Consider the following 21891-nt stretch of genomic DNA (forward strand, 5'->3'; position numbering starts at 1 on the left):
GGGCGGCCGGGTACCGGTGCCGCCGGCAGGGCTGCGGTCAGGGGGCCGTGTCCAGCGCGCGCGCCACCATCTCGCAGCGCCAGGCCTGTTCGGGCCAGACCCAGCGATCGAAGGCGGTGCCGGTGGCGACATCCCAGTCGGCATCGAGGGCGCCCAGCCGCGCACGTGCCCAGCCCATCAGGGTCAGCGCCACGGCACGCAAAAAGTCGCTGGCCACGGCGTGCAGCGCGCTGCGCTGAGCCTCGTTGGCCCGGGCCAGGCGATCGAGCAGCCCCAGCAGCCGCTCGACCCCTTCGTGCCAGCTGGGGGCGGCTGTGGGCACCTCGTCACGCAGCATCTGCAGGGTCTGGGACAGCACCGCGCCGCCATCGGGTAGGGTTTTGCGCAGCAGCAGATCGTGCGCCTGGATTTCGTTGGTGCCCTCGTAGATCATGGTCACGCGCGCGTCGCGCACGATTTGCTCGATGCCCCACTCGCGCACATAGCCGTGGCCGCCCAAGACCTGCAGGCAGTCGCTGGCGCCATGAAAGGCCTGCGCGGTCCATGCTGCTTTGAGCACGGGGGTGGCCAGCGCACACCATTGCTGCGCCGTGCTGCGGCGCGCGGCATCCGGGTGCTGGTGGCCGACGTCGAGCGCCAATGCCGTGCGGTAGGCCAGCAGACGGCCGGTGTCGATCCAGGCGCGCTGGGTGTCCAGCAGCCGCTGCACCGCCGGGTGCTCGATGATGGGGTCGGCCGCCCGGCTGGGGTCGCGGCGCTGCGGTGCGCGCATCTGCACGCGTTCGTGCGCATAGGCGTGCGCGATTTGCCACGCCGCATCCAGCAGCCCAATGCCCTGCAGCGCCACGTGCAGCCGCGCGGCGTTCATCATCACGAACATGGCTGCCAGCCCCTGGTGCGGCTGACCCACTAGCCAGGCCTGGGCATCGTCAAAGCGCAGCACACAGGTGGGGCTGCCGTGCAGGCCCATTTTGTCTTCGATGCGCTCGCACACCACGGCATTGCGGCGGCCGTCGGGCAGGACCTTGGGCACCAACCACAGGCTCAGCCCCTTGGGGCCAGTGGGTGCGTCGGGCAGGCGGGCCAGCACCAGGTGCACGATGTTGTCGGTCAGGTCGTGCTCGCCGCCGGAGATGAAGATTTTCGTGCCCTGCAGCCGCCAGGTGCCGTCGGCGCCCGCGGTGGCGCGCGTGCGCACCAGCCCCAGGTCGCTGCCAGCCTGGGGCTCGGTCAGGCACATGGTGGCCAGCCACTCCCCGCTGACCAGGCGGGGCAGATAACGCGCCTGGAGCTCGGCGCTGGCGTGGTGGCGCAAGCACTCCACCGCGCCGTGCAGCAGGCCGGGCGCCATGGTCCAGGCGTGGTTGGCGGCGCTGAGCCACTCGTAGAGCACGAATTCCAGCGCCACCGGCAGGCCCTGCCCCCCCAGTGCGGGCGGGGCCGACAGTGCCGGCCAGCCGGCGCGCCAAAACGCCTGGTAGGCGTCGCGAAAGCCGGGCGGTGAGGTGACGCGGCCGTCCTGCCAGCGCGCCCCCGTCTCGTCGCCAGCGCGGTTGAGCGGCGCCACCACCTCGTGGACGAAGGTGGCGGCTTCTTGCAGCACGTGGCGGGCCAGATCCGCGTCCGCGTGTTCGGCCAGCGCAGGCAGCTCACGCCAGACCGCGACCGCGTCCAGCGCCCCCAGCAGCCACTGCGCCGCGCGGTCGGCATCGGGCCGATACGGTTGTGCCATGTCTTACCCCCCGCACTGCGCGCGAATGTCCGCCGGGATGGGAATGGCCTTGATGCGGTCCGGGTCGTCGGGGTGGCGGATGCAAAAGGCCCGGGTTTCGCGCCCTTCGCACAGCACATCCTCGCCGCGGCGCACCTGGTGGTGCTGGATGAAGACCTTGTCGCGCCACGTTTGCACGCACGTGTGCACCTGCAGGCGCTGGCCGTAGGTGGCGGGTTTGTAGAACTGGGTGTGGACTTCCAGCAGCGGGGTGCCGATGATGCCGCGCGTCTTGACCAGTTCGCGCCAGGGCGGCACGCCGCACTGCACGAAAAAGTGCAGGGATGCGGCATCCATCCATTTGTGGAAGTTGGGGAAGAAGACGATGCCGGCCGGGTCGCAGTCGCCAAACATCACCTCCACCTCGAAGACCGTGGTTTTGCTCATGACACGCTCCACGGGTCAGCGCGGTGGCAGGCGCAGCGCGCCGTCAAGGCGGATCACCTCGCCGTTGAGGTGCCCGTTGGTGACGATGTGGCAGGCCAAATCCGCAAACTCCTGCGGTTTGCCCAGCCGCGAGGGGAACGGGATGCTGGCAGCCAGCGACTGCTGCACCGCCTCGGGCAAGGTGCGCATCAGCGGCGTGTCGAACAGCCCCGGCGCGATGGTGCAGACGCGAATGCCGTGCTGCGCCAGGTCGCGCGCCATGGGCAGCGTCATGCCCACCACCCCGGCTTTGGAGGCGCTGTAGGCCTGCTGGCCGACTTGGCCGTCGAAGGCGGCCACCGAGGCCGTCAAGACCATCACGCCGCGCTCGCCATCGGCCAGTGGGGGCAGGGCGGCGCACGCGGCGGCAAACAGCCGCGCGGCGTTGTACGAGCCGAGCAGGTTGACGCGGATGACGCGCTCGAAATCCTCCAGCGGGGCGGGTTGACCATCCTTGCCGACGACGCGCCGCGCCGTGCCGATGCCGGCGACGTGCATGAGGATGCGCGCCGGGCCGAGCGCCGCGGCCGCCTGCTCGAAGGCGGTGCGCAGGCCCTCGGCGCTGGCCACGTCGGCGGCCAGCGCCAAGGCGGTGCCGGCGCCGTGCGCGGCATTCAAGTCGGCTGCCACGCGCTGGGCCGACTCGGCCGAGAGGTCGATGACGGCGACGCGGGCGCCGCGGGCGGCGAGTTCGCGGGCGGTGGCCTCACCGAGGCCGGAGCCCGCGCCGGTGACGAGGGCGGTTTGTCCGTTGGGTTGCATGGCGTGCTCCTTGGGGGCCGCAAAAACGGCCCATGGGTGGGGGATCAGGCGGTGGCGGCGGGGTTTTCCAGCAGCAAGGCGATGCCCTGTCCGCCGCCGATGCAGGCCGCTGCGATGCCGTAGCGCCCGCCGCAGCGGCGCAGCTCGCGTGCGCAGGTCAGGGTCAAGCGCACGCCGGTGGCAGCCAGCGGGTGCCCCAGCGCGATTGCGCCGCCGTTGACGTTGAGACGCTCGAGGTCCAGGCCCAGCTCGCGCGCCACGGCCAGCACCTGCGCGCCCTGGGCTTCGTTGATCTCGAAGCGCTCGATGGCCTCCAGCGCCAGGCCGGTGCGCGCCAGCAGCAGCCGAATCGCAGGTGCCGGGCCGATGCCCATGATCTCGGGCGGCACACCCACCACCGCGGCCGCCACCACGCGCGCCAGGGGCGTGCGGCCGGTGCGGGCCTGCCAGTCGCGGGCATAGGCGCCACCAGCCACCACGGCCGCAGCGGCGGCGTCCACCAGGGCCGAGCTGTTGCCCGCAGTTTGCACCCCGCCCGCATGGACCGGGCGCAGCCGCGCCAGCGCCTCCACGGGCGATGGCCGGGGGTGGGTGTCGGCCTCCAGGCGCTCGACCTTGGGCGGCAGGCGCAGCGTGCGCGGGACGTAGCCCTCGCGCTCGAAGGTTTGCGGCGTCAGCGGTGCGATCTCGCCGGCCAGAAAACCGCTCGCTTGGGCGGCCAGCGCGCGCTCGAACGAGCGGCTGGCGTAGGCATCCACCTCGGCGCGCGTGATGCCGTAGCGGCGCGCCAGGTTCTCGGCGGTGCCGATCATGTCCACGCCCGCGGCGGGGTCCTTGAGCGCTTCCCACATGAAATCCTCGAACTGCACCGGCGCGCCGAGCTTGAAGCCGGTGCGGTGTTCAAAGGCGGCAATCGGGTTGCGGGTCATGCTTTCGGTGCCGGCCACCAGCGCCACCTCGACCCCATCGCGCAGGTGCAGGCCCGCTTGGCGAAACAGCTCGAAGCCGGTGCCGCAGATGCGCTGCACCATCAGCGCCGGCACGTCGATGGGCACGCCGGCGTACAGCCCGATGTGGCGCGGCAGCATGTACTGAAAGCTGTCGCCCGGGGCCATGTTGCCGGCCAGCACCGCGCCCACCTGGTCGGGGGCCACCTCGGCGCGCTGCAGCGCCGCGCGCGCGGCGTGGATGCCCAAATCGGTGGGCGAGACGCCAGACACCGCCGCAGTAATCCACCATCGGTGTGCGGGCGCCGTCGAGCAGCCAGCAGTCGTCAAAGGCGTTGAACAGGCCGCGCGGCTGGCGCAGGGGGTCGTGCATGGTCATCTCCCAAGCAAAAGTGAAGCAAACGGGCGCTCAGGCGCGCGGTTTGACGATGTGGTGCAAGGCATCGGCGTAGAGCTTGTCCACCGTGTCGGCGCGGTGGGTCAGCACCGCGCGCTGGTTGATCGAGCCCTTGTCGGTGATTTCGCCGCGATCCAGGCTGGGCGGCTCGGCCAGCACGATCAGGCGCGCGATGCGGTTGGCGCTGCCTGTGGCTTGGCGGGCCAGTTCATCCACCACGCGCTGAAAGTGCGCCAGCACCGCGGGGTGTTCCACCACCTCGTGCAGCGACGCCTCTGCCGGGAGGGGGCAGAGCTCGCGCACGCGCGGGGTCGGGAAGACCAGCGCGCCCACCTCGTTGCGGTTGAGGCCGGTGATCACCGCGTCCTGCACATAGGGGGCGCCGGCGGCGATGAGGCGCGTGCGCAGCGGCCCCACGCTGACGAAGGTGCCGCTGGCGAGCTTGAAGTCCTCGGCAATGCGGCCATCGAAGCGCAGGCCGCGGTGCACATCGGTTTCGTCGATCCAGGTCACCGCATCGCCGGAGCGGAAAAAGCCCTCCTCGTCGAAGGCGGCGGCGGTTTCGGCCGGGTTGCGCCAGTAGCCGGGGGTGACGTTGGGGCCGCGGTAGCGGACCTCGACCTTGCCGTCGAGCGGCACCAGTTTGACTTCCAGGCCGGGGGTCGGCACGCCCAGGTCGCCGGCGCGCACGTCGGGGCTGGTCACGAACAGCGCAAAGGGGCTGGTTTCGGTCATGCCCAGGCCCGAGGTCATCGGGATGCGCATGCCGAGCTCGCGCACCTCGCTCTCGTACAGGCTGTCCCACACCGGCTGCGCCAACGCCGCACCGGCGTAGAAGAACATGCGCACGCGCGACAGCAGGTTGCGGCGCAGCGCCGCGTCGTCGCGCATGGCGTTGGCAATCGCTTCGAAGCCCAGCGGCACGTTGAAATACACCGTCGGCGCGATTTCGCGCAGGTTGCGCAGCGTCTCGCCGATGAGCGCGGGCGTGGGCTTGCCGTCGTCGAGGTAGAGCGTGCCGCCGTGGTAGAGCACCATGCCGAAGTTGTGGTTGCCGCCAAAGGTGTGGTTCCAGGGCAGCCAGTCCACCAGCACCAAATCCTCCTCGGCCAACACGGGCATCGATTGCGTCATCTGCTGCTGGTTGGCGCACCACATGCGATGCGTGTTGATGACGGCCTTGGGCGCTTTGGTCGAGCCGCTGGTAAAGAGGAACTTGACGATGGTGTCCGGGCCGCTGGCCTCGATGGCGGCGTCCACCGCGGCCGTCGGCTCGGTGGCGCACAGCGCCGGGAAGGGGGTCACGGGCCGCGCGGGCAGCTGCCCGTCGGCCAGCACCACCTCCACGTCGGCCGGCACCACCTCGGTCAGCGCGCGGGCGTAGCGCGCATCCTGCGCGAACACGAGCCCCGGCGTGAGCGTCTGCCACACGTGACGCAGTTTGGCCAGATCCGCACTCAGCAGCGAATAGGCGGGTGACACCGGCGCCCACGGCACACCCGCCACCATGCAGCCCAGCGCCAGCAGCGCGTGCTCCAGGCTGTTTTCGCTCAGGATCAGCACCGGCCGCTCGGCGGTGAGTTCGCGCGCGAGCAGGGCTTGGGCGATGGCGCGTGCCCGCTGCCAGGCCTGCCCGAAGCTGACCGTCTCCCAGTCGCCCAGGGCGGTCGAGCCGTCGGCGCGTGCGACGCGCTGGCGACGCGCGAACAGGGTGCGTTGCGGGCGCGTCTGTGCCCAATGGCGCAGGCGGTCGGTCAGCCGCGCCGGGTAGGGCTGCAGCGCCTGTTGCGCCTGCAGGTAGTGCACGCCGCCGGGGCCGTCGCGCACCTGCACCTGCGTCACGCCAAAACGCAAGGGGCGAAAGGGGGCCTGTGCCACATCGGGCGGTGCCATCTGCTCCGTGCTCATGTCCATGTCTCCTCGGTCCTCCAGGCTCGTAGGGTCTGCCGGGCTGGCTCAGGCGTCTTTGCGCACCTTGGCCGCCTTGCCCCGCAGGAAATCGTGCAGCCGCGCTTTGGCCTCCGGCGCGGCTTGGGCGATGGCCGATATCAGCGCCTCGGTGAACAGACCATGGTCGCTGGCCTGCTCGGCGATGCGGGGCAGCGCGTGCATCAGCGCGTAGTTGGTCATGGGCGCGTTGGCGGCGATGCGACGCGCCAGCTCGATGGCCTTGCTCAGGGCTTGCCCGGCCGCGACACGGTACTGGACCAGCCCGATGCGCTCGGCGCCGTCGGCGTCGTACACGCGGCCGGTGAGCATCATGTCGGTCATGCGCGCCACCCCAATCAGGCGCGGGATGCGCACCGAGCCGCTGCCGCCGACGAAGATGCCGCGCGTGCCCTCGGGCAGGGCGAAGTAGGCGCTGTCGTCGGCCACACGCACGTGACAGGCGCTGGCCAGCTCCAGCCCGCCGCCGACCACGGCGCCGTGCAGGGCGGCCACCACCGGCACGCGGCCGCGTTCGATCGCGTCCATGGTCTGGTGCCACAACCGCGAATGGTGCAGGCCCTGCACCGCGTCGCGCTCGCGCAGTTCGGACAGGTCCAGACCGGCGCAAAAGTGCTCGCCCTCGCCACAGATGACGGCGGCACGCACGCCCTCGGGCAGCGTCTCGAAAGTCTGGCGCAGGGCCAGGATCAGCCCATCGGACAAGGCGTTGCGCTTGGCCGGGCGGCGCAGGCGCACGATGGCCACGGTGTCCTCGATGGTGCACTGCAGGTCGGGGGTGTCGTCGGTCGGTCGCATGGGATTGATTACAAAACATAACGATAAGTCGAATGTAATGGGCTTGTGTCCGCTCCGCCATACGGGAAAACCCGCACCCAAACCGGGGCATACTGGCGGGATGTCCGACCATGGTTCTCCCCCCTTGCTGGAGGTGGCCGATGGGGTGGCGACGATCACCCTGAACCGGCCGCGGCACCTCAACCGACTCGAACCTGCCGACTTGCAGGTGTTGTGCGAGCACGTGGCGGCGGTGGATGCCGACGCGCGCGTGCGGCTGCTGGTGCTGCGCGCGCGGGTGCGCGCCCATCGGCCGGTGTTCAGCGCCGGCTTCGACCTGAGCGCGTTCGAGCACCACCCGCAGGGGCCTGGTGGCGCGGTGGACGCCTTTGCGCGTGCCGCGGACGCCCTGGCCGGCGCACGGCCGCTGACGTTGGCGGTGCTCAACGGCAGCGTCTACGGCGGGGCGGTGGATTGCGCCTTGGCGTGCGACTTTCGCCTGGGCATCGAGGGCATGGAGGTGCGCGTGCCCGCCGCGGCCCTGGGGCTGCACTACTACGCCAGCGGGCTGCAGCGCGCGGTGGCGACCCTGGGGTGGCCGCTGGCGCGCCGCCTGTTTTTGGCGGCCGAGGCGCTGGACACCCCGGCGCTGCGGGCCGGTGGCTTTTTGGATGCCTGTGTGCCGGCCGACGCCTTGGAGGATGCGGTGCAGCGCTGGTGCACACAGCTGTTGGCTCTGGCGCCGCTGGCGGTGCAGAGCATGAAGCGCACGCTCGCTGACATTGCGCTGGGCCGACCCCAGCCCGACGTCTGGCGCGCACGCGAGCAGGCCAGCCACGCCGGCGCCGAGTTTGCCGCCGGGCGCCAGGCGGCGTTGATGCGGCGCTGATACGGCGCTGATACGGCGCTGATGCGGTGGGATGGCGCGCGTCAGCGCCGTCGCCTTGCGGGGCCGTTGGGCGCCATCAGGTGGCGCCGTCGCTGGGCGTTGCCGGCGCCGCCCCCAGCCGCTGCGACAGACGCGCGGCCGTCGCGCGCAGCGTGCTCGCCTGCGCGCCCGTGGGCGAGAGGTCCAACAGCGCGCTGGGGCCGATCGCGGCAATCGCCAGCGCCAGCCGTCCAAAGCCGTCGAACACCGGCACCGCCATCGCGCTGATGCCCGGCAGCAGCTCGTCGCGCACGCGGCTCAGGCCGTCGCGGCGGACGGTCTCCAGCTCCGCCGCAAACACCGGATCCTGCAGGGCCTGCGCCTCCCCCTCGCGCGCCAGCGCTTCGGCCACCGCCGCGGTGGGGGCAAAGGCGGCAAAGATTTTGCCCGTGCCGGTGTGGCGCAGCGAGGCCGGCGTGCCGTGGCGCATGGCCACGTGCACCGGGGTTGGGCCTTGCTCCACGTGCACGATGATGGGCCCCAGCGGCCCCCACACGGCCGCGGACACCGTGCAGCGCAGCGCCTGTGCCAGCGCCGGCAGTTCGGCCACCGCCAGCCGCACCGGGTCCACCTGCTGCAGACCGATGAGGCCCAGTTGCAGCGCCAGCGGCCCCAGCCCGTAGCGGCCACTGGTGGGGTCCTGTTCGATCAAGCCAATCTTGCCGAAGCTGACCAGATAGGGGTGCGCCTTGGCGGCCGCCATGCCCGCGGCGCGCGCCAGATCCTTCAGGGGCAGCGCAGTCCCGGCGCGCACCAGGGCCTTGAGCAGCTGGCCGCCCACCTCGATGCTTTGGATACCCCGCGAACCGCGGCTGGCCGCCTCGTCGGGGGCGTTGCCGTTCGTCGTGACGGGGGGCGGTGTGGGACGGTTCATGCGCATCATTGTCACCCGGCCGCTGCACAGCGGGGTGAGGGTTAGGGGTTTTTACTTAGTCAAATGTGTTTGACATGGTACAAAAGTTCGCCCTAAGATCGCGCCCAATGTATGACGAACGCGTTTGGCATGGTTGAATGTTCGACCTGTCAGCGTTTCCGGAGTCCCTTCATGAGCACCAAAGCCTTTGCCAGCCAAGCCGACTTGCAGGACAAGCAGGTCAGCTTCACCCGACTGTCCGAGCACGCCTACGCCTACACCGCCGAGGGCGACCCCAACACCGGCGTCATCATCGGCGACAACGCGGTGATGGTCATCGACACCCAGGCCACGCCGGTCATGGCGCAGGATGTCATACGCCGCATCCGCGAGGTCACCGACAAGCCGATCAAGTACGTCGTCCTGAGCCACTACCATGCCGTGCGCGTGTTGGGCGCCAGCGCCTACCAGCCGGAGCACATCATCGCCAGCCAGGATACCTATGACCTGATCGTCGAGCGCGGCGAGCAGGACAAGGCCAGCGAGATCGGGCGCTTCCCGCGGCTGTTTCGCGCCGTCGAATCGGTCCCGCCGGGCCTGACCTGGCCCACCATCACCTTCACCGGCAAAATGACACTGTGGCTGGGCAAGCTGGAGGTGCAATTGCTGCAACTGGGCCGTGGCCACACCAAGGGCGACACCGTCGCCTGGCTGCCGCAGGAAAAAATCCTGTTCAGCGGTGACTTGGTGGAGTTTGACGCCACCCCGTACGCCGGCGATGCCTATTTCCGGGACTGGCCGCAGACGCTGGACAACATCGCCGCGCTCAAGCCCGAAAAACTCGTGCCCGGCCGCGGCGCGGCGCTGATCACACCGGAGCAGGTGCAGCAGGGGCTGGCTGGCACCAAGGCCTTCATCGAGGACATGCGTGCCGCGGTGGAAGCGGGCGTGCGCGCCGGCAAAGACCTGCGCGCCGTCTATCAAGAAACCTACGCGCGCCTGCAGCCCAAGTACGGCCGCTGGGTGATCTTCGACCATTGCATGCCGTTTGACGTGACGCGCTGCTACGACGAGCTGACGCAGTACCCCGACCCGCGCATCTGGACCGCCGAGCGCGACCGCCAGATGTGGGAAACCCTGGAGGGCTGAGCGCCCGTCTGCCATCCCAGAGGAGACTGAACATGCAAATTCAACGCATCCACCACGTCGCCTACCGCTGCCGCGATGCCAAGGAAACCGTGGAGTGGTATGTCAAGCACTTGAACATGCGCTTCGTGCTGGCCATCGCCGAGGACCAGGTGCCCTCGACCAAGGCGCCGGACCCGTACATGCACGTGTTCCTGGACGCCGGGCAGGGCAATGTGCTGGCGTTTTTCGAGCTGCCCAACTCGCCGGCCATGGGCCGCGACCCCAACACGCCCGATTGGGTGCAGCACATCGCCTTCAAGGTCGACAGCGTGCAAACGCTCGAGGCGACCAAGGCGCGCCTGGAGGCGGCCGGCATCCCGGTCGTGGGCATCACCGACCACACCATTTTCAAGAGCATCTACTTCTTCGACCCCAACGGCCACCGCATCGAGCTGGCGGCCGACGTCGGCACGCCCGACATGTACGAGCGGCTCGACGCGGTGAAGTGGGACATGCTCAACGAATGGGCGCAAACCAAGCGCGCGCCCAAGCACGCCGCCTGGATGCACGAAAAGGAATTCAACGCCCTGGATTGAACCGGCCCACGCCCGGTGTCATCCCCGCCGCCCCCATCGTGTCGCGTCGCGGTGCGATACCGTGCCCGCGAGGGGGTGGTGCGCCCGGAGATCATCGTATGTTGCACACCTACACCTATCCCCAGTATCCGTACCGGCAAAGCGACGAGCAGCGCGAGGGCCGGTGCGTGCGCCACCCCGTGGTGGTGGTGGGCGCCGGCCCGGTGGGCATGACGCAGGCGCTCGACCTGGCCGCGCGCGGCGTGCCCACCGTGGTGCTGGACGACAACAACACCGTCAGCGTCGGCTCGCGCGCGGTGTGCTATGCCAAGCGGCCGCTGGAAATTTGGGACCGCCTGGGGCTGGGCGAGGACCTGGTGGCGCAAGGGGTGCAGTGGAAGGTCGGCAAAGTGTTCTTCCGCGACGAGCTGGTCTACCAGTTCGACCTGTTGCCGGAGGACCACCACAAGATGCCGGCCATGATCAACCTGCAGCAGTACTACCTGGAGGAGCGGTTGGTGCGCGCCTGCGACGCCTCGCCGCTGGTGGACCTGCGCTGGAAGCACAAGGTGCTGGCGGTCGAGCCGCACGATGACCACGTCGTGCTCACCGTGGAAACGCCCGATGGCCTGTTCAAAATGGAGGCCCAGTGGCTCATCGCCTGCGACGGCGCGCACAGCGATATCCGGCGCATGGTCGGGGCCGAGTTCACGGGGCAGTTTTTCCAGGACCGCTTCCTGATCGCGGATGTGGTGATGAAGGCCGACTTCCCCACCGAGCGCTGGTTCTGGTTCGACCCGCCGTTTCACCGCAACCAAAGCGTGCTGTTGCACAAGCAGTGCGACAACGTCTGGCGCATCGACTTCCAACTCGGCTGGGATGCCGACCCCAACGAGGAAAAAAAGCCCGAAAAGGTCATCCCCCGCATTCAGGCGATGCTGGGGCCGGACGTCCCGTTCGAGCTGGAGTGGGTGTCGGTGTACCAATTTGCCTGCCGGCGCATCGACCGTTTCTGCCACGGGCGTGTGATCTTCGCCGGCGATGCGGCGCACCAGGTTTCGCCCTTTGGCGCGCGGGGCGCCAACAGCGGGGTGCAGGACTGCGACAACCTGAGCTGGAAGCTCAAGGCCGTGCTCGACGGCGACGCGCCCGAGGCGCTGCTGCAAAGCTACCACTGGGAGCGCGCGCTCGCGGCCGACGACAACATCCGCAACTCGACGCGCTCGACCGATTTCATCACCCCGAAAAGCCGCGCCTCGCTGCGGCTGCGCAACGCGGTGCTGGAGCTGGCGCGCACCGAGCCGTTTGCGCGCCCGCTGGTCAACAGCGGGCGGCTGTCCACGCCGACGCCGTACCTGGGCTCGCCGCTCAACACCCCCGACGCCGAGCCGTTTGCCGGACGCATGGTGCCGGGGATGTTTTGTGCCGACGCCCCGGTGCAGGTGGCGGGGCGTGCGGGCTGGTTGCTGGAGCAGCTTGGGTGCGGCTTTGTGCTGCTGAGTTTTGGCCCGGGCGCCGAAGCGGTGCGCGTCGGCGGTGTCGAAGCCGCGGTGCTGGAAGTCGGCCGCGACCTGCACGACCTGCACGGCGTGCTCACCCAGCGTTACGATGGCCAGCCGGGCACGGTCTACCTGATCCGCCCCGACCAGTACGTGGCCGCGCGCTGGCGCCGCTTCGACCGCGCGGCCGCGACGGCCGCACTGGCCCGGGCGCTTGGCCACGCCATGGTCTGACCCGCGCCGTTTTGCCCCCTTGGAGCCGATCCATGCCGCTGAACCGCCAACCGAACATTGCCGAACCGGACGCTTTCTACGAGGAACTGATCGACGCCCAGCGCGACCTGTCGGATGAGCAGGCCGACCGGTTCTTGGCCAAGCTCGTGCTCATGTTGGCCAACCACGTCGGCGACCGTGCCGTGCTGTCGGAGGCCATAGCGCTGGCGCGCGCCAATACGCTGGCGACGGCGGCCTGACGGCGTGCGCCGCGGGCTGTCCCCGACCCTCCCTGCTGGCTTGCACCATGACCCTGATCAACGAAACCCACGATCCCGCCCTGCGCAGCTGGGTGGACAGCGCCAACCGACCGGGCCACGACTTCCCGATCCAAAACCTGCCGTTTGCCAGCTTTCGCCGTCGGGACCGCGACGATGCTTGGCGCGGCGGGGTGGCGATTGGTGACGCCATCGTCGATTTGGCGGCGCTGGCGCGCGCCCACCCCTTCGAGGGCTTGGCGGCCGAGGCGCTGGCGGCCGCCGCCCAGCCCCGCCTCAACGCCCTGATGGCGCTCGGTCCCGCGCACTGGAGCGCGCTGCGCTTGGCGCTGTCGCGCGCGCTGCGCGAGGGCAGCGCGGCGCGCGGCACGGTCGAGCCGTGCCTGGTGCCGCAGGCCGAGGCCGAGTACGGCTTGCCCGCGACCATCGGCGACTACACCGATTTCTACACCTCGATACACCACGCCACCAACATCGGCCGCCTGTTCCGGCCCGACAACCCGCTGCTGCCCAACTACCCCTGGGTGCCCATTGGGTATCACGGGCGCAGCTCCAGCATCGGCGTCTCGCCGCAGGCGTTTCACCGCCCGCGCGGCCAGATCAAGGCGCCGGATGCGCCCGCGCCGGTGCTGGCGCCCAGCCGGCGGCTGGACATCGAGCTCGAGCTGGGCGTCTTTGTCGGGCCGGGCAACGCGCTGGGTGAGCCGATCCCGATCGGGCAGGCGGAGCAACACGTCTTTGGGATCGTGTTGCTCAACGACTGGTCCGCGCGCGACATCCAGGCTTGGGAATACCAGCCGCTGGGGCCGTTTCTGGCCAAAAACTTTGCCACCACCATCTCGCCCTGGGTGGTGACGCTGGAGGCGTTGGCACCCTACCGCGTGCCGTTCGAGCGGCCGGCCCAGGATCCGCAGCCGCTGCCTTACCTGGACGACCCGGGCAACCGGGCGCACGGCGCCTTCGACATCCGGCTGTCGATCGGCTGGCAAACCGCGCGCATGCGCGAGCAGGGGCTGGCCGATCACGAGGTGGCACAGACCAGCTACCGCCACGCCTACTGGACCGTGGCGCAGATGGTGGCGCACCACACGGTCAACGGCTGCAATCTGCAGCCCGGCGACCTGCTGGGCACCGGCACCCTCTCGGGCCCCGAGGCGCAACAGGCCGCGGCCTTCATCGAGCTGACGCAGGGTGGCAAACGGCCGCTCGAGCTGCCCGGTGGGGAGCAGCGCACCTTTTTAGAGGACGGGGACACCGTCGTGCTGCGCGGCTGGTGCGAGGCACCGGGGGCGGCGCGCATCGGTTTTGGCGCGTGTTGGGGCACCGTGTTGCCGGTGCGGACCTGAGGCCGTTATTGCAGACGGGCATAACAGAATGTCCGTCATGGCAATTTTGTTTGGCGTCATTCGGCACTACAGTGCATGTGCGGTTGCTCGACACGCGGTCCTGTTCGGGTAAATCCGGAGGTTCGCACAGGTGCCGTCCAAATGGTTAGTAGTCATAATTTTCAGTGTGCTTGCTATGCGTCGCATGGCGGGTGCGTCCGGCGCGCAGCGCCGTCTCAATAGGATGTGGTAGGAGACACGACATGAAAACCCCCTGGTCGCTTCGAGCGTTGGCGGTTGCCGCCGGTGGCATGGTGCTCGCGGGTGCCGCTTGGGCGCAGCAGATCACGCTGCGCGTACACCACTTCTTGCCGGCGCAGGCCAACGTACCGCGCCTGGCCATCGAGCCGTGGGCCAAAAAGATCGAAGCCGAGTCCGGCGGCCGCATCAAGGTGCAGATCTTCCCCGCCATGCAGATGGGGGGCTCGCCCGCGCAGCTGTTTGACCAGGCCCGCGACGGCGTGGCCGATGTGACCTGGACGGTGCTGGGCTACACGCCAGGGCGTTTTCCCAAGATGGAGGTGTTCGAGCTGCCGTTCTTGACGCCCAGCGGCGAGCGCGCCGGTGAAATCACGTCGCGCGCAGCGTGGGAATACGCGCAGCGCTTCGCCGCTGACGAGTTCAAGGACGTCAAGCTCATCGCCGTGCACACCCATGGGCCGGGGCTGTTCCACACCAAGCAGCCCATCACCGGCCTGGAGAGCGTGCGTGGCATGAAGATCCGCGGCGGCACGCGCATCGTCAACAACATGCTGGTCAAGCTCGGGGCCACGCCCGTGGGCATGCCCGTGCCGCAGGTGACCGAGGCGCTGTCCAAGGGCGTGCTCGACGGCACCACCATCCCGTGGGAGGTCGGCCCCTCGCTGCGCGTGCACGAGCTGGTCAAAAACCACACCACCTTCGCTGGCGACCGGGCGCTGTACAACATGGCGTTTGCGTTTTCCATGAACAAAGCCAAGTACGAGTCGCTGCCGCCCGACCTCAAGAAGGTCATCGACGACAACGCCGGTGCCGAGACGTCGGCGTTGTTTGGCAAGGCCATGGACGAGGGCGACAAGGCCGGGCGTGACATCGCGCTCAAAGCGGGCAACAAGATCACCCAGCTCGATTTGGCTGAAACCCAGCGCTGGCTGCGCACCGCGTCCAGCGTCGAGGACGATTGGGTCAAAGAGGTGCGCGGCAAGGGGATCGATGGTGCGCAACTGATCAAGGAAGCATCGCGCTCAAAGCGGGCAACAAGATCACCCAGCTCGATTTGGCTGAAACCCAGCGCTGGCTGCGCACCGCGTCCAGCGTCGAGGACGATTGGGTCAAAGAGGTGCGCGGCAAGGGGATCGATGGTGCGCAACTGATCAAGGAAGCATCGCGCTCAAAGCGGGCAACAAGATCACCCAGCTCGATTTGGCTGAAACCCAGCGCTGGCTGCGCACCGCGTCCAGCGTCGAGGACGATTGGGTCAAAGAGGTGCGCGGCAAGGGGATCGATGGTGCGCAACTGATCAAGGAAGCGCGCGCGCTGCTCAACAAGTACGCCAAGTAAACTACCGGCGGCCAACGCGCATGGCGCTGCGCCATGCGCGTTTTTTATCGGGCGGGCGCGGCCTGCCCGCAGGACGGAAGACATGATGACGACTTGGGTGTTTCGGCTGGCCCGTGCGTCGGCCATTGTGGGCGGGTTGGTGCTGTGCGCCATCACGCTGCTGAGCGTGGCCAGCATCACGGGACGGGCGCTCAATGGATTCGGGCTGGGGCCGGTGCCGGGCGACTTCGAGCTGGTCGAGGCGGGCACGGGGGTGGCGGTCTTTTTGTTTTTGCCGTGGACCTATCTGCGCGGCGGGCATGCGACGGTTGATCTGCTCTACAACCACCTGCCGGCGGCGATGCGCAAGGCGGTCACGCTGGCCAGCGACGTGCTGATGCTGCTGCTGTGGCTGGTGCTGACGTGGCGGCTGTGGGCTGGTATGTGGGAAAAACGCGAATACCTCGAAACCACGTTCATCTTGCAGATGCCGGTGTGGTGGGCCTACGCGCTGTGTGTGGTGGGTGCGGTGATCGGCTGTCTGGCCTACCTCACCAAAACCCTGATCGAACTCGGGCTGGCGCGTTACCCGCACGGCTGGCCGGTGCCAACGGCGGGGGTGCACTGATATGACAGGCATCGAACTGGCCGCGTGGTCCTTTCCGGTCCTGCTGGGGCTGATTTTCATTCGCGTGCCCATCGGGCTGGCCATGGCCCTGTGTGGCCTGGTCGGCGCGTACTGGATCTACGGCACCCCGGTGCCGCTGCTCAACCAGCTCAAGCAAGTCACCTTCACCACCTTCTCCAATTACAACCTGTCGGTCATCCCGTTGTTTTTGTTGATGGGGCAGTTTGCCGCGCTGGGTGGGCTGTCGCGTTCGCTGTTCAAGGCGGCCGAGGCCTGGATCGGCCACTACAAGGGCGGTGTGGCCATGGCGGCGGTGGGCGCCTGCGCCGGGTTTGGGGCGATTTGCGGCTCGTCCCTGGCGACGGCGGCGACCATGGGGCAGGTCGCGCTGCCCGAGCTGCGTCGCGCAGGTTACTCCGGCGCGCTGTCGACGGCGTGTCTGGCCGCAGGCGGGACGCTGGGCATCCTCATTCCGCCATCGGTGGTGCTGGTGATCTACGCCATCCTGACCGAGCAAAACATCGCCAAGCTGTTCCTGGCGGCCTTCATCCCCGGGATTCTGGCCGCCATCGGCTACATCATCGTGATCTCGATTTACGTGCGCCTCAAGCCGGACAGCGCCGGCCGCATGGAGCCGGTGCCGATGCGCGAGCGCTGGCAGGCGCTGGCCGGCACGTGGCCGGTGATCGTCATCTTTTTGGCGGTCGTCGGTGGCATCTACAGCGGCATCTTCACCCCGACCGAAGGGGCGGCCGTGGGCGCGTTTGGCACGGGGCTGGCGGCCTGGTTGGCGGGCGGCCTCAACGCCAAGACCCTGCGCGAGGCCATCTACGGCACGGCGATCGCCACCGGCATGATTTTCATGATCGTGCTGGGCGCCGGACTGTACAACACGTTTTTGGCGCTGTCGCAGCTGCCGCAGGAGCTGGCGCAGTGGGTCATCGGGCAGGGCCTGAGCCCCTGGCTCGTGCTCACGCTGATTCTGGTGATCTACCTGTTGCTGGGCTGCGTCATGGATTCGCTGTCCATGATTTTGCTGACCATTCCGATTTTCTTCCCCATGATCATGGGGTTGGATTTCGGCCTCACGCCGGAGGAAACCGCCATCTGGTTTGGCATCCTGGTGCTGATCGTGGTCGAGGTCGGCCTGATCACGCCGCCGGTGGGCATGAACCTGTTCGTCATCAACAACCTGGCGCGTGATGTCCCGATCGTGCACACCTACCGCGGGGTGACCCCGTTCGTCATCAGCGACCTGGTGCGCACGGCGATCTTGGCGGCGGTGCCTGGCATCACGCTGGTTGCGCTGCGCCTGACGGCATGACCACGCAGACGCTGCCCCGTGCGACCCACACCACCGTGGTCCGGGTGGGCCTGGTGGGGCTGGGCGAAGTGGGCACGATCTTGGGCCGCGCGTTGAGCGCACAGGGCGTGCCGTGGGTCGGCGGCTGGGACCTCAAGCTCGCCGATGGCCACCCGCAGGCGCACGCGGTGCGCGCCCGGGCCCGCGACGCTGGCGTGCAGGTCTGCCGCGGCATGCCAGACCTGTGCGCCCAGGCGGACATGGTCGTGTCCGCGGTGACCGCCGCCAACACCGTGGACGTGGCACAGGAGGCCGCGCGCCACCTGCGCCCAGGCACCTGGTTTTTCGACCTGAACTCCGCCTCGCCTGGCAGCAAGCAGCAAGCCGCTGGGGCCATCGAGGCCGCCGGCGGCCGCTACGTCGAAGCCGGGGTGATGACGTCGGTGCCGCCCTATGGCATCCGCGTGCCCATGCTCATCGGCGGCCCGCACGCGGCGGCGCTGCTGCCGGTGCTGCAGTCGTGGGGCATGCAGGTGCAGATCGCGTCGGCGCGCATCGGCGTGGCCTCGGCCACCAAGATGTGCCGCAGCGTCATGATCAAGGGGCTGGAGGCGCTCGTCATCGAGAGTTTTACCGCTGCGCGGCACTACGGCGTGGAAGAGGCGATGATTGCCACCTTGCAGGAGACCTTCCCCGGCATCGACTGGGCGGCGCAGGCGGCGTACTTCTACCAACGCGTAGCGCAACACGGCCAACGCCGGGCCGAGGAGATGCGCGAAGTCGCCCGCACCGTGGCCGAGGCGGGCTTGGAGCCGCAGATGGCGCGTGCCACGGCGGACAAGGACGACTGGATGGCCGCGCAGGGCCGCGCGGGTGCGTTCGGCGGCGTGGCCGACCCCGCCAGGTGGCAGCAGTGGGCGGACGCGCTGTTGGCGGCGCGGCCATCGGCGTCGAACGGGTGATGCGGCGCCTCAGGCGGGGGCGTCGAATGCGCCGGGGGGGCCAAACCGCTGCGCGCACAGGTCACGGATCACCTCGGCGGCGGCTTGCTGGGTGAGGGTGGCGGGGCGGCGGGCGCTGCTGGCCAGCGTGACGCGCGGGCGCAGCGCCGGCTCGACGATCGGGCGGGTCAGCAGCCGCTGCGGTTGGCTGGCCTGCGCGACCGCGTGGGGGGACAGCACGGCACAGCCCATCCCGTCGGCGACCAGTTCCAAAATGGCGGCCACGCCGTCGATCTCCAGCGCAATGGTGGGGCGCACGCCGATCGCGGCCATGGCGCTCTCCACCTGCATGCGGATGGCGTTGGGCCGGCTGGGAATGAGCAACGGCTGTTGCGCCACGTCTGCCAGGCGGATGGGGGCGGTGGCGCTTGCGCCGGTCTGCTGCGCGACCAGCACCAGGGTCTCGTCGAACAGGGGGGCAAACGCAAAATCGGCCGCTGGCACGGGGTTGTACACGAGCGCGAGGTCCAGGTGGCCTTGCGCCAGCTGATCGAGCATGGCCGCCGACAACCCCTCGGAGATCGACAACGTGGCCTGCGGCAGCGCCGTCCGGAAGGCGCGCGTCAGCGGCACCGCGAGCAGCCGCGCCAAGCTGGGCGGCAGGCCAATTGCCACGCGGCCGGCCAGCGCACCGCGCACCCGGCCCAGCTCCTCGCGCGCCCGCGCCACCTGGTGCAAGATGCCACGCCCGTGGGCGAGCAGCACCTTGCCGGCCTCGGTCGGTACCGCGCCGCGGCCGTTGCGCAGCAACAGGTTGTGACGCAGCTCCACCTCCAGCTGGCGGATTTGCCGGCTCAGCGCCGGTTGGGCCACCCCCAGCGCGTGGGCCGCGCGGGTAAAGCTGCCCAGTTCCGCCACCCGCACAAAATATTCGAGCTGTTTCAGGTCCATCGCGTCACCCGGGTGCCGCCCGGCAAAAGTATGCAAATTTTCGATACCAGATAGTTGGTCAAGTGCATTTTGGCATAACGGATTCCGGGCGAGAATCGGCGCCATACCACGACATCACCCCATCGTCGATGCCCACCACCGTTGCCCCTGCCGATCCGGTCCCCGTCTTGCGCGGGCTGTCATCCATGGCCACGCGGCTGGTGCTGGCCGAGCTGGTGCAGGCCTGGCGCGAAGCCGGCGGGTGTCCCGTGCAGATCGAATCCATCGGCGGCGTCGATGCGGCCAAGCGGGTGGCGGCCGGCGAGGTGCTGGACCTGGTCATCCTGGCGGCCGACGCCATCGACCGCCTGCTGGCCGACGGCCACCTGCTGCGCGGCACCCGGGTGGACCTGGTGCGCTCTGCCGTGGGGGTGGCGGTGCCTGCCGGCGCGCCGGCGCCCGACATCGGCAGCGCCGCTGCGTTGCGTGCCGCCGTGCTCGCCGCGGGCCGCATCGGCACTTCCACCGGTCCCAGCGGGCAGGCGCTGGCGCAGATGTTCGAGCGCTGGGGCATCGCCGACCAGGTCCGGCAGCGGCTGGTGGTGCCACCGCCGGGCGTGCCCGTCGGGACGCTGCTGGCGCGCGGCGACATCGATCTGGGGTTTCAGCAACTCAGCGAGCTCATCCATGTCGAGGGCATCCGCCTGCTGGGCACGCTGCCCCCCGACAGCGCCATCGTGACGGTGTTTGCCGGCGCGGTGGCACGCACCAGCCAGCATCCTGCCGCCGCGCGCGCCGTGCTCAATTTCATGGCCTCCCCCTCAGCCACCGCCGCCAAACGCCGCCAAGGCATGGAGCCGGCCTGACGTACCGCCCGATCCGAACCTTCTGACCCTCCCAGGTACCCCCATGCGCCCCCCCCTGATCATCGACGTCCACGGCCACTACACCACCGCACCCAAGGCGTTGGAGGCGTGGCGCAACCGCCAAATCGCCGCCCTGCAGGACCCGGCGCTGGCGCCGTCGCCGGCGGAACTGCGCATCAGCGACGACGACATCCGCGAGTCGATCGAAACCAACCAGCTCGCCAAGATGCGCGAGCGCGGTGGCGACCTCACCATCTTCAGCCCGCGCGCCAGCTTCATGGCGCACCACATCGGCGACTTTCAGACCTCGGCCACCTGGGCGGCCATCTGCAACGAACTGGTCTTTCGCGTCACGCAGCTGTTCCCCGAGCACTTCGTCGGCGCGGCGATGCTGCCGCAGTCGCCCGGGGTTGATCCGCGCACCTGCATCCCCGAGCTGCGCAAGTGCGTCGAGCAGTACGGCTTCGTCGGCCTCAACCTCAACCCGGATCCGTCCGGTGGTCACTGGAAGGAGCCGCCGCTGACCGACCGTTGGTGGTACCCGATTTACGAGGTGATGGTGGAGTACGACATCCCCGCCATGATCCACGTCAGCACCTCGTGCAACGCGTGCTTCCACACCACGGGGGCGCACTATATCAACGCCGACACCACGGCGTTCATGCAGCTCATCCAGGGCGATCTGTTCAAGGATTTTCCGACGCTGCGCTTCATCATCCCGCACGGCGGTGGCGCGGCCCCCTACCACTGGGGGCGCTACCGCGGGCTGGCGCAGGAACTCAAAAAACCGCCGTTGGCCGAGCACCTGCTGGGCAATGTGTTTTTCGACACCTGCGTCTACCACCAGCCGGGCATCGACTTGCTCACGCGCGTGGTGCCGGTGGACAACATCCTGTTTGCCAGCGAAATGATCGGGGCGGTACGCGGCATCGACCCGCAGACCGGGCACCACTACGACGACACCAAGCGCTACGTGCTGGCCACGCCGCACCTGGACGAGGCGGCGCGGCGCAAGGTGTTCGAAGACAACGCGCGGCGCGTCTTCCCGCGCCTGGACGCGCAGCTCAAGGCGCGCGGGCTCTGACCGCACGCCGCACCCACAAGGAGGATTCGCGATGCACTACGAACTGGGGGTGGTCTACCGCCGCATCGAACGCGCCGACCGCGCGCTGGCCGACGCGCTGGGGGCGTTGGGCAGCGCCACCGTGCACGAAGCCATGGGGCGCGTTGGCCTGATGAAGCCCTATATGCGCCCCATCTACGCCGGCGCCCAGGTGTCCGGCACGGCGGTGACCGTGCTGCTGCACCCGGGGGACAACTGGATGATGCACGTGGTGGCCGAGCAGATCCAGCCGGGCGACGTGGTGGTGGCGGCCATCACCGCCGAGTGCAGCGATGGCTACTTTGGCGATTTGCTGGCGACCAGTTTCCAGGCGCGCGGTGCGCGCGCGCTCGTCATCGACGCCGGTGTGCGCGATGTGCGCACCCTCACCGAGATGCGCTTCCCGGTCTGGAGCAAGTGCATCAGCGCCAAAGGCACGATCAAGGCCACGCTGGGTTCGGTCAACATCCCCGTGCTGTGCGCCGGTGCGCTGGTGCACCCCGGGGACGTGATCGTGGCCGACGATGACGGCGTGGTGGTGGTGCCGCGCGACAAGGCCGCCGCCACGCTGGAGGCGGCGCGTCGCCGCGAGGCCAACGAGGGCGCCAAGCGCGCCCAGCTCGCCGCCGGTGTGCTGGGCTTGGACATGTACCAGATGCGCGAGCCCTTGGCCAAGGCCGGCCTGCGCTACATCGACTGACGCCGGAGGCCGCCACC

21 protein-coding genes and 1 pseudogene are annotated in these 21891 nt (G+C 69.1%); 14 read left to right on the forward strand and 8 right to left on the reverse strand.

Translation table 11 applies throughout. The features are described from left to right. Nucleotides 1–37 precede the first annotated feature (37 nt). From Tther_RS03220 to Tther_RS03245, 6 genes and pseudogenes are all read right to left on the reverse strand, one after another. On the reverse strand, nt 38–1732 hold the full coding sequence (locus tag Tther_RS03220) for an acyl-CoA dehydrogenase family protein (protein ID WP_143900822.1): 1695 nt from the start codon (nt 1730–1732) through the stop codon (nt 38–40). A 3-nt stretch (nt 1733–1735) separates the two neighbouring features. After that, nucleotides 1736–2158: an acyl-CoA thioesterase gene (locus Tther_RS03225; protein WP_143900824.1), complete on the reverse strand. Its 423-nt coding sequence runs from the start codon at nt 2156–2158 to the stop codon at nt 1736–1738. 15 nt (nt 2159–2173) lie between these two features. Then, nucleotides 2174–2959, reverse strand: a complete 786-nt coding sequence (locus Tther_RS03230) for an SDR family NAD(P)-dependent oxidoreductase (protein ID WP_143900826.1) — start codon at nt 2957–2959, stop codon at nt 2174–2176. A 44-nt stretch (nt 2960–3003) separates the two neighbouring features. Next, nucleotides 3004–4279, reverse strand: a pseudogene (locus Tther_RS03235) (thiolase family protein). A gap of 36 nt (nt 4280–4315) precedes the next feature. Then, nucleotides 4316–6211, reverse strand: coding sequence for a feruloyl-CoA synthase (locus Tther_RS03240; protein ID WP_246098887.1), 1896 nt, complete (start codon nt 6209–6211; stop codon nt 4316–4318). A 48-nt stretch (nt 6212–6259) separates the two neighbouring features. Further along, nucleotides 6260–7048 carry a crotonase/enoyl-CoA hydratase family protein gene (locus Tther_RS03245; RefSeq protein WP_143900853.1) on the reverse strand — a complete coding sequence of 263 codons (789 nt, stop codon included), beginning with the start codon at nt 7046–7048 and terminating at the stop codon, nt 6260–6262. A 100-nt stretch (nt 7049–7148) separates the two neighbouring features. Here Tther_RS03245 and Tther_RS03250 point away from each other — a divergent pair, with 100 nt between their 5' ends. Beyond that, nucleotides 7149–7916 (forward strand): enoyl-CoA hydratase/isomerase family protein, encoded by a 768-nt coding sequence (locus Tther_RS03250; protein ID WP_185974991.1) that lies wholly within the window; start codon nt 7149–7151, stop codon nt 7914–7916. A gap of 76 nt (nt 7917–7992) precedes the next feature. Here Tther_RS03250 and Tther_RS03255 read toward each other — a convergent pair whose 3' ends face one another. After that, entirely contained in the window at nt 7993–8829 is an 837-nt protein-coding gene (locus Tther_RS03255) for an IclR family transcriptional regulator (RefSeq protein WP_425472798.1), read from the reverse strand. 171 nt (nt 8830–9000) lie between these two features. Between Tther_RS03255 and Tther_RS03260 the strand changes: the two genes are divergently transcribed. From Tther_RS03260 to Tther_RS03300, 10 genes are all read left to right on the forward strand, one after another. After that, nucleotides 9001–9957 carry an MBL fold metallo-hydrolase gene (locus tag Tther_RS03260; protein WP_143900858.1) on the forward strand — a complete coding sequence of 319 codons (957 nt, stop codon included), beginning with the start codon at nt 9001–9003 and terminating at the stop codon, nt 9955–9957. Between the two features lie 32 nt (nt 9958–9989). Beyond that, entirely contained in the window at nt 9990–10532 is a 543-nt protein-coding gene (locus Tther_RS03265; RefSeq protein ID WP_143900860.1) for a VOC family protein, read from the forward strand. A 98-nt stretch (nt 10533–10630) separates the two neighbouring features. Then, on the forward strand, nt 10631–12244 hold the full coding sequence (locus Tther_RS03270) for an FAD-dependent oxidoreductase (RefSeq protein ID WP_143900862.1): 1614 nt from the start codon (nt 10631–10633) through the stop codon (nt 12242–12244). Between the two features lie 32 nt (nt 12245–12276). Further along, on the forward strand, nt 12277–12483 hold the full coding sequence (locus tag Tther_RS03275; protein WP_143900864.1) for a DUF2783 domain-containing protein: 207 nt from the start codon (nt 12277–12279) through the stop codon (nt 12481–12483). A gap of 47 nt (nt 12484–12530) precedes the next feature. Then, on the forward strand, nt 12531–13847 hold the full coding sequence (gene fahA, locus Tther_RS03280) for a fumarylacetoacetase (RefSeq protein ID WP_143900867.1): 1317 nt from the start codon (nt 12531–12533) through the stop codon (nt 13845–13847). Nucleotides 13848–14089: 242 nt separating this feature from the next. After that, nucleotides 14090–15238, forward strand: a complete 1149-nt coding sequence (locus Tther_RS03285; RefSeq protein WP_143900869.1) for a TRAP transporter substrate-binding protein — start codon at nt 14090–14092, stop codon at nt 15236–15238. Between the two features lie 49 nt (nt 15239–15287). Further along, nucleotides 15288–15425 carry a hypothetical protein gene (locus Tther_RS13245; RefSeq protein ID WP_185974992.1) on the forward strand — a complete coding sequence of 46 codons (138 nt, stop codon included), beginning with the start codon at nt 15288–15290 and terminating at the stop codon, nt 15423–15425. A gap of 85 nt (nt 15426–15510) precedes the next feature. Continuing rightward, nucleotides 15511–16032 carry a TRAP transporter small permease gene (locus Tther_RS03290; RefSeq protein WP_143900871.1) on the forward strand — a complete coding sequence of 174 codons (522 nt, stop codon included), beginning with the start codon at nt 15511–15513 and terminating at the stop codon, nt 16030–16032. Between the two features lies 1 nt (nt 16033). Then, nucleotides 16034–17356, forward strand: a complete 1323-nt coding sequence (locus Tther_RS03295; RefSeq protein WP_143900873.1) for a TRAP transporter large permease — start codon at nt 16034–16036, stop codon at nt 17354–17356. Further along, nucleotides 17353–18297, forward strand: a complete 945-nt coding sequence (locus Tther_RS03300) for an NAD(P)-dependent oxidoreductase (RefSeq protein WP_143900875.1) — start codon at nt 17353–17355, stop codon at nt 18295–18297. The genes Tther_RS03295 and Tther_RS03300 overlap by 4 nt, the downstream gene beginning before the upstream one ends. Before the next feature lie 9 nt (nt 18298–18306). Here the strand turns inward: Tther_RS03300 and Tther_RS03305 are convergent, their stop codons facing one another. Continuing rightward, the gene (locus tag Tther_RS03305; RefSeq protein ID WP_143900877.1) at nt 18307–19227 is read right to left on the reverse strand and encodes a LysR substrate-binding domain-containing protein; all 921 of its coding nucleotides are present in this window, start codon (nt 19225–19227) and stop codon (nt 18307–18309) included. Nucleotides 19228–19355: 128 nt separating this feature from the next. Between Tther_RS03305 and Tther_RS03310 the strand changes: the two genes are divergently transcribed. Genes Tther_RS03310 through ligK form a run of 3 tightly spaced genes read left to right on the forward strand, consistent with a single transcriptional unit; the run spans nt 19356 to nt 21874 of the window. After that, nucleotides 19356–20072 (forward strand): substrate-binding domain-containing protein, encoded by a 717-nt coding sequence (locus Tther_RS03310; protein ID WP_246098888.1) that lies wholly within the window; start codon nt 19356–19358, stop codon nt 20070–20072. 55 nt (nt 20073–20127) lie between these two features. Continuing rightward, the gene (locus tag Tther_RS03315; protein ID WP_143900945.1) at nt 20128–21156 is read left to right on the forward strand and encodes an amidohydrolase family protein; all 1029 of its coding nucleotides are present in this window, start codon (nt 20128–20130) and stop codon (nt 21154–21156) included. 31 nt (nt 21157–21187) lie between these two features. Next, nucleotides 21188–21874, forward strand: coding sequence for a 4-carboxy-4-hydroxy-2-oxoadipate aldolase/oxaloacetate decarboxylase (gene ligK, locus Tther_RS03320; protein WP_143900879.1), 687 nt, complete (start codon nt 21188–21190; stop codon nt 21872–21874). The last annotated feature ends 17 nt before the right edge of the window (nt 21875–21891 follow it).

It is taken from the genome of Tepidimonas thermarum, from assembly GCF_007556705.1.
In the GTDB taxonomy this organism is placed as follows: Bacteria; Pseudomonadota; Gammaproteobacteria; order Burkholderiales; family Burkholderiaceae_C; genus Tepidimonas; species Tepidimonas thermarum.